This is a genomic window from Methylosinus sp. R-45379, from assembly GCF_001644125.1.
Lineage (GTDB): Bacteria > Pseudomonadota > Alphaproteobacteria > Rhizobiales > Beijerinckiaceae > Methylosinus.
Window position 1 is genome coordinate 1 of the sequence record NZ_LUUM01000090.1, and the last position, 11652, is coordinate 11652.

Annotated in this window: 9 protein-coding genes and 1 tRNA gene; 2 read left to right on the plus strand and 8 right to left on the minus strand. The window is 67.1% G+C overall.

Annotated features, from left to right (window positions below):
* A partial coding sequence (serB, locus tag A1351_RS04230; RefSeq protein WP_371441448.1) for a phosphoserine phosphatase SerB occupies positions 1–873 on the plus strand: 873 nt, incomplete at its 5' end.
* Between the two features lie 4 nt (positions 874–877).
* Here the strand turns inward: serB and A1351_RS04235 are convergent.
* From A1351_RS04235 to A1351_RS04260, 6 genes are all read right to left on the minus strand, one after another.
* Positions 878–2038: a DUF3611 family protein gene (locus tag A1351_RS04235; protein WP_024879635.1), complete on the minus strand. Its 1161-nt coding sequence runs from the start codon at positions 2036–2038 to the stop codon at positions 878–880.
* A 105-nt stretch (positions 2039–2143) separates the two neighbouring features.
* Positions 2144–3649, minus strand: a complete 1506-nt coding sequence (locus tag A1351_RS04240; RefSeq protein ID WP_024879636.1) for a Do family serine endopeptidase — start codon at positions 3647–3649, stop codon at positions 2144–2146.
* A gap of 187 nt (positions 3650–3836) precedes the next feature.
* Entirely contained in the window at positions 3837–4757 is a 921-nt protein-coding gene (gene hflC / locus A1351_RS04245) for a protease modulator HflC (protein ID WP_024879637.1), read from the minus strand.
* A complete protein-coding gene (gene hflK, locus A1351_RS04250) occupies positions 4754–5875 on the minus strand; it encodes an FtsH protease activity modulator HflK (RefSeq protein WP_024879638.1) in 1122 nt (373 codons plus the stop codon). The genes hflC and hflK overlap by 4 nt, the downstream gene beginning before the upstream one ends.
* A 144-nt stretch (positions 5876–6019) precedes the next feature.
* Positions 6020–6739 carry a FecR domain-containing protein gene (locus A1351_RS04255; protein ID WP_064032324.1) on the minus strand — a complete coding sequence of 240 codons (720 nt, stop codon included), beginning with the start codon at positions 6737–6739 and terminating at the stop codon, positions 6020–6022.
* A gap of 131 nt (positions 6740–6870) precedes the next feature.
* Positions 6871–6964 (minus strand) — tRNA-Ser (locus A1351_RS04260).
* Positions 6965–7316: 352 nt separating this feature from the next.
* Between A1351_RS04260 and A1351_RS04265 the strand changes: the two genes are divergently transcribed.
* A complete protein-coding gene (locus A1351_RS04265; RefSeq protein WP_024879640.1) occupies positions 7317–8168 on the plus strand; it encodes an outer membrane protein in 852 nt (283 codons plus the stop codon).
* A 250-nt stretch (positions 8169–8418) separates the two neighbouring features.
* Here A1351_RS04265 and A1351_RS04270 read toward each other — a convergent pair whose 3' ends face one another.
* On the minus strand, positions 8419–9672 hold the full coding sequence (locus A1351_RS04270; protein WP_064032325.1) for a glycosyltransferase family 1 protein: 1254 nt from the start codon (positions 9670–9672) through the stop codon (positions 8419–8421).
* A gap of 21 nt (positions 9673–9693) precedes the next feature.
* The gene (locus tag A1351_RS04275) at positions 9694–11592 is read right to left on the minus strand and encodes a glycosyltransferase (protein ID WP_064032326.1); all 1899 of its coding nucleotides are present in this window, start codon (positions 11590–11592) and stop codon (positions 9694–9696) included.
* Between the last annotated feature and the right edge of the window lie 60 nt (positions 11593–11652).

Genomic DNA, 11652 nt, shown 5'->3' on the forward strand with positions numbered 1-11652 from the left:
TTCATCGCCGGCGCCGGCGGCCCGCCGCTGACGGTCGAGGCTGTGCGGGCCATTGCGCCGGCCAGCGCGCTGGACTGGCTGCAGCCGGGCGTCGCCGCCGATGTTTCGTTCGAGCTCGCGCCGGAGGCGCTGCCGGAGCTTCGGCTCGCGCTTCAGATGGCCGCGCGCGAGGCCGGCGCCGATGTGATCGTCCAGCCGAAGGCCGGGCGGCGCAAGCGTCTCCTCGTCGCGGATATGGATTCGACCATGATCGGCCAGGAATGCGTCGACGAGCTGGCCGAATTCGCAGGCATTCGCGAGCGCATCGCGAAGATCACCGAGCGCGCCATGCGCGGCGAGCTGGAGTTCGAGCCGGCGCTGCGCGAGCGCGTCGCTCTGCTCGGCGGCCTGCCGGTCTCGATCATCGAGACCATATTGGCCGAGCGCATCAGCTTCACGCCCGGCGCGCGGCGGCTGATCGCGACCATGCGCGCCAATGGGGCGTATACGGCGCTCGTCTCCGGCGGCTTCACCCTTTTCGCCGAGCGCATCGGCGCCGGCCTCGGCTTTAATGAGGCGCGCGCCAATCGGCTGGAGACGCGCGAGGGGCGCATAACCGGCATCGTCTTGCCCCCGATCTCGGGCTCCGCCGCCAAGCGCGAGGCGCTCGAGGAATTGCGCGCTCGGCTCGCGCTGCCCATGGAGGCGACGCTCGCGGTCGGCGACGGCGCCAATGATCTCGACATGCTCGCGGCGGCCGGGCTGGGCGTCGCCTATCACGCCAAGCCGAAAGTGGCGGAGGCTGCGGGCGCCCGCGTCGATCGCGCTGATCTCACCGCTCTACTCTTCGCACAGGGCTATCGGCGGGCGGATATCGTCGAGGCCGAGGATTGACGGCTCAGGCGCGGCTCTCCTGCGGCGGTTCCGCTATTCTGAAGCGAAAGCGGGCGCGGGTCGCCTCCGAGGTCAGAAAGACGGCGATGCTGACGCCGATGAAATGCGCCAGCAGCAGCGCGAAATTCACCAGCAGCACGAAGACGTCCAGCGCGCGAATGATCTTATTGGGATCGGTGATGGCGATGCCCGGCGGCTGCGACACGGTCTTGGCCACCAGCAGAGAGACGCTGAGCGACAGGCCGACGAAGGAGACGATCACGCCGATGAGGCCGATCGCCAGGCCGAGCGTGAGAAACCAGAAAGCCGTGAGCTTGTGGACGCCGAGATAGTCGGCCTGCGCCACGGAAGGGGCCGCGCGCGTGTAGAAGAAGGCAAGCGCCGTCGCCGCGCAGAGCAGCAGAAAAGCGAAGAGGCTCCAATAGATGGCGTCGCCATAGCCGGTCTGGCTCGGGCTGAAGGCGCGCCCGGATGTGGAAAATTGCAGCAGCACGGCGCTGGCCAGCGCAATGGCGAGCTGCGGCCAGAATTGCAGCCAGCCGAACAGGCGCAGGCGTGAGGAGAGTCTCGAGGTCGGCGAGGGCTCGATCAGCGCCGGCGCGCGCTTCGTCGATTCGGGCGGCGGAGCCTGAGGCGAGAAGCGAGAAAAGCCGCCCAGCGCGAGATAGAGCGCGGTCGAGCCGGCGAGCGCATAGGCGAGCAGCCGATGCGCCGCCAGCAGCGCTTCCGAGGCGGTCGCGCCGCCGAGGCCGAGCGGCTGCGCCCAGGCCTGTCCCAGAATATCGGCGAGCCTGGGGTCGGCGGCGGGCGAAACGGGCAGGGGGTGGCCGAAGACCTCCAGCGGCGCGCCGCCGAAATAGCCCCAGAGCGCGCCGGTCGCGACCAGCAGCGCGAGCGAGAGATAAACGAGAAATTCGCAGAGGGCGGTCGTCGCGCGGCGCCCATTGGACCAGCGCGCCGGCAGGGCCGGCGGCGGAACCGCGAAACGCAGCACGAGCTGCGCGAGCAGCAAGGCGCCGGCGAGGACGCCGAGCGCGACATGCAGCGCGAAAGAAGGGCTGGTGAGCGGCCGCTCCGAATGAGCGGCGAGCCATCCGAGCGCCAGCACGATGACGCCGATGAGGACGACTGAGAGGAAATTGGCGCGGGCGATGGTCGAGCGCATGGGAAAGTCTGTCCGGCAAACGAAAACGCCCGCGTCGATCTCCGACGCGGGCGATCTTTTCGCCAGATAGGGCGCTCTCGCGAAGGCGAAAGCCTGGGGCTGTCGTCAGTCCAGCGTCAGAGCGACGAAATGCGTGTCGCCCTGGGCGTTGGCGACGATCAGCAGCGCCGATTTCTTGCCGCCGTCCTTCAGCGCCTTCACCTTCTTCACCGCATCGGCGGGATCGGCGACCGGCTCCTGATTGATCTCGAGAAGAATCTCGCCCGCCTGCAGACGCTTATCGGCCGCATCGGAGCGCGGATCGACGCCGGTGATGATGACGCCGTTCTTCACATTCTCCTTGATCTGGAAGCGGTTGCGCAGCTCGTCGGAGAGCGAGGAGAGCTCGAGGCCGAGCGCCTTCTGCGCGGCGGTCTTCTCGATATTCTCGCTCTTGGGCGTTTCGGTGGAGGCGAGCTTCTCGCCATCCTCGAGGCGGCCGAGCTTGATCGACTTCGTCTGCTCCTTGCCGTTGCGGACGATGAGGACCTCGACCTCCTTGCCGACCGGCGTCGCGGCGACGAGCTTGGGCAGATCGCGCGATTCCTTGATGGCCTTGCCGTCGAATTTGACGATCACGTCGCCGGCCTTCAGCCCGGCGGTCTTGGAAGGGCCTTTGTCGTCGACGCCCGCGACCAGCGCGCCGCGCGTGGCGCCGAGGCCGAGATTTTCGGCGATGGTGTCATCGACATTCTGAATCCGTACGCCGAGCCAGCCGCGCCGGGTCTCGCCGAACTTCTGCAGCTGCTCGATGACCGGCTGCACCGTATTGGCCGGCGTCGCGAAGCCGATGCCGACGGAGCCGCCCGAGGGGGACAGGATCGCGGTGTTGATGCCGATCACCTCGCCGTCGAGATTGAACAGCGGGCCGCCGGAATTGCCCTTGTTTATCGAGGCGTCGGTCTGGATGTAATTGTCGTAGGGACCGCTGTCGATATTGCGGTTGCGTGCCGAGACGATGCCGGCCGTCACCGAGCCGCCGAGGCCGAAAGGATTGCCGACCGCGAGCACCCAATCGCCGACGCGAGCCTTGTCGCTATCGGCGAATTTCACCGCCTTCAGCGGCTTCTCGGGCTTCACCTTCAGCACCGCCACGTCGACCTTCTGGTCCTTGCCGATCACCTCGGCCTTGAGCTTCTGCCCATCGGTGAAGATGACCGTCACCTCATTGGCGTCGGCGATGACGTGATTATTGGTGATGACGATGCCGGAGGCGTCGATGACGAAGCCCGAGCCGAGCGAGGCGGATTTGCGCTGGCGCGGCAGCTCCGGGCCGCCCTGGCCCTGCTGCTGACGACGCTTGAGGAATTCCTCGAACAATTCGTCGAAGGGCGTCGAGGGCTGGCCGTTCGGAGCGGCCTCCTTGGAGGAGCGCTTCGGGTCGACGGTCTGAGTGGCGGAGATGTTGACCACCGCGTCCTGCACCGACGCGGCCAGATCGGCCAGCGAATCGGGTCCCTTGGCGCGCGCCGGCGTCGCCGCCAGCGGGAGGGAGACGAGCGCGCCGACGAGCCCCGCGGCGAGGGCGCGCCTCAGCGCCGTGAAAAGCGAAACGGACGCGGCAGATGTCATACTATTGCTCTCCTGAGACCGGGCGGCGCCTCGAGCGGCGGCGAAGGCGCGATTTGCGTCTCGCGCGATTCGACGGGCTGCGTAGACTGTCGAATGACTGCGCTCGCACTCTGCCAGCAAAGCGGCGAGAGTTGGGCGTTCGCTTAAATCCTACCTTCTGTACCTTATTTTGATCGCCTTCGCGACTCTATTTCTTTTGCGGCGTCGGGGGCGTCGGCTCCTCGACGGGCTTGCCGGCCGAGGGCGTGCCGAAAAACTTGAAGAAATCCGAGCGCGGGCTGACCAGGAAGCGCGTATCGCCCGCCTTGAAGGCGGCCTCATAGGCCTGCATCGAGCGGTAGAAGGAGAAGAAATCCGGGTCCCTGCCGAAGGCCTCGGCGAAAATGCGGTTGCGCTCGGCGTCGCCTTCGCCCTTCAGCTGATCGGCCCGTCGCTGCGCCTCGGCCTTCAGCACGATAACGTCGCGATCGGCCTTGGCGGTGATCTTCTGCGCCTGCTCGGAGCCTTGCGCGCGATATTCCGCCGCCTCGCGGGCGCGCTCGGTCTGCATGCGGCCGTAGACTTTCTCGGAAATCTGCTGCGGGAGATCGACGCGGCGGATGCGGGCGTCGACGACGTCGACACCGAACTTGCGCGCCTCGAGATTGGCCTGCTGACGAATCTTCACCATCAGCCCTGCGCGCTCGTCGCGCACGATCTGCTGCTGATTGGCCTCGCTCAGCACGCGGCGGACGGCCGAGTTCAGCACGGAGGCGAGCTGATTATTGGCGCCGGCTATGCCGCCCACCGATTGGTAGAAGCGCAGCGGATCGACGATTCGGTAGCGGATGAAGCTGTCGACCTCGAGCCGCTGATTATCGGAGGCGAGCACCTCGAGATTGGGGCTCTCGACATCGAGAATGCGATTGTCGAGGAAGATCACATTCTCGATGAAGGGAATCTTGAAATGCAGGCCGGGCTCGGTGATGAGGCCGCGGCCGGCGACCGGCTCGCCGAATCGCAGCACCAGCGCCTGCTCCGTCTGGGTGACGGTGAACAGCGCGCCGCCCGCCGCGATCAGCGCCACGAGGGCGAGGAGAACGCCGGAGAGAGCCAGAGAACTCTTCACTTGCGGCCTCCTTGCGCCGAGGAGAAGCCGGGCAGCGGAAGATAGGGAACGACCGAGCCACCCCCCGGCGCCTCGTCGATGATGACCTTCTCGGCGCCGCCGAGCACGCGCTCCATCGTCTCGAGATAGAGGCGCTGGCGCGTCACCGAGGGCGCTTTCTTATACTGGTCGTAGATTTGATCGAAGCGGGACGCTTGGCCCTGCGCCTCGGCGACGATCTGCTCGCGATAGGCTTCGGCCTCCTGCAAAATGCGGGCGGAGGCGCCGCGCGCCTCTGGCACGACGCGATTCGCATAGGCCTCGGCCTCATTGCCGAGCCGCTGCAGATCCTGCTGCGCGGAGGTCACGTCGCGGAAGGCGGCGATGACCGAGGCGGGCGGATCGACAGAGAGCAGCAGCACCTGCAGCACCAGAACGCCGCTGTGATAATCGTCCAGCACCTTCTGCATCAGCTGCTGGCTGGCCGGCTCGATGAGCTTGCGGTCGGCGGTCAGAATCTTCTGAATCTGCGACTGGCCGACGATCTCGCGCATCGCGCTCTCGGCGATCGCCTTCACCGTCGCCGGCGGATTGGCGACATTGAAGGCGAAATCCTCCGGATGGGCCGGGTCGATCTGCCAGAAGACGCGGAATTTGACGTCGGCGATATTCTCGTCGCCGGTGAGCATGAGGCTCTCTTCCGGCGCCTCGGGCGCCAGCGGGCCGCGGCGCGAGGCGGCCGGCTGCTCGCGAAAGCCGATGTCCACGGCGTTGCGGTCGGTGACGGCGAGCTTGATCACCGTCCCGATCGGCGAGGGGAGGTTGTAGTTGAGGCCGGCCTGCGTCTTGCCGCGATATTTGCCGAAGATCAGATTGAGCCCGACCTCATTCGGCCCGACCGTGTAGAAGCCGCTGGCGAGCCAGGCGAGCACAGTCAGCAGAGCGAGAATTGCGATTCCGCGTCCGCCGAGGCCGGACGGCAGCATCTGGCGCAGGCCGTCCTGGCCGCGGCGCAGCAGCTCCTCGAGATCGGGCGGAGAGCCGCCGCCGGGCGGACCGCCGCTCCCCCAGGGGCCTTGGCCCCAAGGGCCATTGTCGTTCGGCTTGCGAGGGCCGCCGCCTTGACTGCTCCAGGGCATATCGTCTCTTTTTGAAAAGGGTCGCGCGCCCGAGGGCGGAACGCCGCTGATTTATAGGCGTTGCCGGGCGCATCGGCAATGAGCCGCCCGCCGCCGCCCCACGAAAAAAGTCCGCATCCTTTAAAAGGCGCGGACGAGAAATGATCAGTTCGGGCTGACGAGAGGGTGTCCGACGCCCCCGCCGCCGCCCGAGGCGAGGCCGCCGGCGCCTGGATAGAAGACCGGCCCGGCGCGATAGGTCCGCGCGGCGCGCTGGCCGGCGCCGCCACAGCTGTCGTCGAAGCTCCAATCTTCGCGGCCGAGCGGCTGCGGCGGAGTGACGAAATCGCCGGTGACGGTGACGAAGGTGCAGGCGGAGGCGAGCGTCCGGCACAGACCGCCGAGAATCGAGCAGACCTCGACGGCGCCGTCGTAGAGAACCACATCGGTGCGGCCGAAGACGACGCGGACGCCGAAAGCGGTTCCGCGCACGCCGATCGTCGCATTGGGCGTGCGCACGACATAGTCCTTGTGTCCGGCCGGCGCGCTGACGAAGCGGAAAACGCCCTTGGCGGCGTTGAAGGTCACGCCATTCTCGCCGGAATAGACGAAATTATCGAGCTTGACGCGGGAGGAGGGGCCGAGCTGCAGATCTGTGCGGTCCTGGAAGACGAATTTTCCGCGACTCTCGGTTCCTGTCAGCAGAACCTCCTGCGCGAAAATCTCGTCGCCGACGGCGAGCTTGGCGGCGGCGCGCTCGGCGATCTCGCCGCGCACGTCCTTCTCGATGGTGGCGGCCGAGCCGATCGCCGGCTCCGCCATCGCGGGCGAGGCGGAAGACGCGAGCGCGGCCGAAACCGCGAGCGCCGCGGAAAGTCTACGCATGGGCGGTCCAACCTGTGATTCGAAAAGCAATGGCGCGCCTATGGGCCGCAATCGGCCCAATCTAGCCCCAGCGCGAAGCGGAGCGCAACCGTCGGCGGGATAGGATGCGGGGGACGAGGGCGCCGAGGCGCTGGCGGAGACGGAGGGATTCGAACCCTCGATAGGGCTTTACAACCCTATAACGGTTTAGCAAACCGCCGCCTTCAGCCTCTCGGCCACGTCTCCGCAGGCGCTCGATGCGCTGACGCCGAAGCTTCCGAATCTCGGCGCTCCGGCGAACGCGAGTTGAGATATGCCAAAGCGGCAAATTATTGGCAAGCGCGGTGTTGCTCGCGAATTATTTTTATAGGACCTCCAGCACTGTTGCGCAATTGACACAGGCTTCGACAAAATCCGCGAATTGGACCTCCAACGGCTCCGCCTTTGTTGACGACTATCGTAATGATCCGTAGCTATTCACCACAGACGGCGCACCTCTGGTGGCCGGTTGTCGCGGTCGGCGATCGATCGTTGGGCGCCCTGGGGGGCTCCGGCGGCGGCGGATCGAAGACCCATAAATCTAACTGAGGGCCGTATGATGAAAAAGTCTTTGCTCGCCGCCACCGCGCTCGCGCTGGCCGTTTCCGCGGGCTCGGCGTTGGCTGCCGACCTGCCGTCGAAGAAGGCCGCGCCCTTGCTGCCGCCCCCCCCGCCGCCGGCGGCTCTGTGGACCGGCTTCTACGTCGGCTTGAACGCCGGCTACACCTGGGATGAGAGCAGCTCGGTGACGGTGGCTTCCGGCTCGCTGGCCCCCTTCAACCCGATCGTCGGCATCGCCGGCTCGGGCGTGCTCGGCACGAGCGTCGACGGCTTCATCGGTGGTGGCCAGATCGGCTACAACTATCAGTTCGCTAACGCCTTCGTCGCCGGCATCGAGGCCGACATCCAGGGCGTCGCCGGCAGCAACACCAGCGTGTCCTCGGTTGCGGCTTTCGGCCCGCTGACCTCGACGATCAGCGCTTCGAAGTCGATCGACTACCTCGGCACCGTCCGCGGCCGTCTCGGCTATCTGGTCACCCCCTCGCTGCTTATCTACGGCACGGGCGGTCTCGCCTATGGCCAGACCAATCTGAGCAGCAGCGTCTTCCAGGCGGTCGGCGGCCTCGTCGGCACCTCGTCGAGCGCCTTCTCCGACACCCGCGTGGGCTGGACGGCCGGCGGCGGCGTCGAGTGGCTGTTCCTGCCGAAGTGGAGCGCCAAGGTCGAATATCTCTATTACGATCTCGGCACTGTCTCGACCTCGGGCGTGATCGGCTTCACGGGCATCGCCGCTCCGGTCGCCACCACCGCCTCCTCGGCTCGCTTCAACGGCCATGTCGTTCGCGCCGGCGTGAACTACCACTTCAACCTGTTCAGCCCGGCCGCTGCTCCGGTCGTCGCCAAATACTGATTTGGCGGTCGCCCGATAAGGGCGAGCGAATAGAAACGAAAAGCCCGGCGCATGCGCTGGGCTTTTTGCATTTGTCGGCGTCTATCGCCGTCACGATGCGGGGCGGTCGAATTTCTCGCCGGATGGCGTGGCGGCTCTGGCGCTAGAGTGTTTTCGAGCGAAGCGGGAACCGGTTCGTGTGAGGAAAACACGATAAAACAAGTCGATGTAGAGTCTTCTCGGTTCAATCTGAACCGAGAAGACTCTAGGATCAGAGCCTGTCGAGAAAGGTCTCGACACGCTCGAAATAGCGCGTCCAATTCGGCGCCTCGAATCGGCGTGCGGCGTCGATGGCGGCGAGACGGCGGGGCGAATCCGCCGTGGAGAAGTCCTCGATCGCGCGCTTCCAGCCGAGCCCGTCTATGGGCGACAGAAACAGCGCGCGCTCCTGCGCGATCTCGTGAAACACGGGAATGTCGGAGACAATGGCCGGCGTTCCGAGCGAGAGCGCCTCGACCACCGGCAGGCCATAGCCCTCCGCGAAGCTCGGCATCAGCAAGGCGTTGGCGTTGGAAAGCAGACGTCGCAGCTGCGCCGCGGGCAGGCCGGTCGCCCAGCGCACGCAGGGGCGGATCGCCTCGCAGCGATTCAGCATGCCGACGATCTGCTCATTCTCCCAGCCGCGTCCGCCGACGAGGACGAGCTTGGGGGCCGGCTGCGGGCCAGCGGCCAGCGCGCGCCAGACATTGAGCAGCATCAGGTGATTCTTGCGCGGCTCCAGCGTGGAGAGGAGCACGAAGTAGTCGCGCCGGGCGAGCTCTTCGTCGCGTGCGGATTCCGTTATGTCCTCGAGCGTCGATGGCGGCGGCTCGGAATGGATCGGAACGCGCGTGGCGCTGCGCGCCATTTCGCGCTCGAGGCGCTCGGCGACGATTTCTGTTGTCGTCAGCAGCGCGTGGGCGTGACGCAGAATCGTATCGATTCGCCTGCGAAACAGCGCCTCATAGCCGCGCCGAAAGAATTCGGGCCGGTCGAGCGGCAGGAGATCATGCACGAAGAAGACGGCGCGCATGTCCGGCCGCCGCTCCAACCATCGAAACAGCAGGGGAAACTCGCAGGCGTGCTGCGCTATGTTCAAATAGAGCGCGCCGGGCGGCAGTGCGCGCGGCCTGTCATTGGCCAGACGCAGCGGCGCGCGCCAGAGAAATTGGCCGAGAGCGCTGCGCGACGCAGGGGCCGAGGCGAATGGCGCGGCCTCCTCGCCGAGCAGCCAGCCGCGGAGCCGCGTCCATTCCGCCGAATCGTCTGGCGCGGAGGCGGCTCCGACATCGGCGACGATTCGGGAGAGGCGGGACGGCGCGAGCGCATGCGGGCCGCGCGCGCCGTAATGCGCGCCGCAGGCAAGGCGTGGATGCGCGGCGAAATGGCGCGCGAAAGCGAGGTCGAGGCGGCCGATGCCGGCCGCGCCCGACGCCGTTCCGAGCGAGACGAGATGTGTCGCGTCATAGACGATCCGGCGCGTCATCTTCACTTCTTCGGGGAGAGGCTACCAGAGCGCCGGATGGCGCGCATAGAGCGACATAGCGGGGTGATAATAGGGGTCATCGCGAATGACCTCGCGCCAGCGGTCGCGGAAATAGTCGCGCTCCTTCGCATAGACGCTCATCGGACGAAACCGCGCCGAGCCGCGTGACGCCGATTCATAATGTAGCAGCCGCGCGGCCGGCTCATAGAGCGACGTCCAGCCGCGCTCTGCGAGGCGCAGGCAGAGATCGGTGTCGTTGAACTCGATCGGCAGATTGATCTCGTCGAAACCGGCGACCGCGTCGAACTTGCGGCGCTCCACCGCCATGCAGGCGGCGGTGACGGCGGAGCACTCATGCGGGAGGCCGGCGCGGCCGAGCCATGAGGCCGGCGCGACCAGCGCGCCGAAATGGCCGGCGTCCTGGCCGAGCCCGATGGTGACGCCCGCATGCTGTATGCGGCCGTCGGGATAGAGCAGCAGCGCGCCGACGGCGCCCGTCTGCGGCGCCATGGCCCGGCGAGCCAGCGTCTCCAGCCAATCCGGGCTGACGACGACCGTGTCATTGTTGAGGAAGAGGACGACCTCGCCGCGCGAGGCGCGGACGGCGTCATTGTTGAGGCGCGCGAAGTTGAATGGCTCCGGGCGCGACAGCACGCGCACGCGTGGGTCTTTCTTCGCCTTGTCGAAAATGGCGAAGGTCTCCGGCTTGCGGCTGCCATTGTCGACGATGACGAGCTCGAAGGACGGATGCGTCGAGAGGCGCTGGATGCTTTCGACGCAAGGGCCGAGGAGATCGGCGCGGTCGCGCGTCAGCACGATGATGGAGACGCTCGGCGCCGGCTCTGCGGGCGCCGGCGCCGCGACGACCGGCGGCGGCTCCGATTCTTCGTCGCGCGTGAGCAGCCAGCGGCGCAGATGCGCGACCTCCTCGCGAGCGAGGCGGAAGGGCGCCCCGCGCATCGCCGCGTCGATCGATTCTGCGGCGAGCGTCGAGGCGGCGTAGAAGACGCAGCGGCCGAAATAGGGGCGCGCCGCCGCCAGCGTCGGGCTCCAATCGGGCGTGAAGCGCGGGCGCAACCCGTGCGCTGTGCGCAGCAGCTCGTCGGCATAGATCAGCTTCGTCTGCGGAGCGCGCGCGATCTGCGCGGCGAGCGCGGCGAAGGCGTGATCGGCCAATTCATCGCCCGCGCGCAATTGCGCGACGAAATCCGCCTCCGCGAGAAGGGGAAGGAGCTCGGCCTCGCTGCGCGCGAGGCGTGCGGGTGACGGATAGGATTGCCGTTCGATAGAGGCGAGCGTGCGCGCCCATTGCTCTGGCGTCGCCTCCGCGCCGGAGAGGAGAATGGCGAAGCGCGGCTCGCTGCCCGGCGCGCCGCGCGGCGCGTCCAGGCCCGCGGGCTCGAAGGGACGGGCGCGGCGCGCGCGCCAATTCTCGAATGCGTCGAGCGGCTCGAAATTGCTCGCCCAATCGATCGCGCTCTCCGCCTCCGCTCGATAGCCGAAGAGCGTCGGCAGGAAATAGGACCAGAGCTTCGCGGGCTTGCGGCGCCAAACGCGGACGAGCGCCTCGACGAGGCCGACCGGCCGCACGCTCTCGATCGCGAAGCCGAAAGCGCCGGGCCTGTTGGTGGGGCTGATGAGAATCTCGCGCGCGCCACGGGGCAGGGCGCCGATCCAGACGCCCGCGCCGGCCACCGGGCCGGGGAGAATGCGATCGATGACGCGATCTTTCGTCACGAAGCGCAGCACCGGACGCACGGGATCGTCGAGCAGGCTCGCGCGAAAGACGATCTCGACGAAAGGACGCGCGCCGAAGTCGCCCTCCACGCGCAGCCAGGGCTCCTTCGAGAGCGAGAAGAAGCGGCCGTTCTCGATGGCGACGTCCTTTTCGGGAAGGAGCGCGATTGCCTGCTTCGTCAAATGCGATCCATTTCTCGATCTGCGGCCCCCGCCGGCGATCGTCCTCTTGGGCGAGGGGCG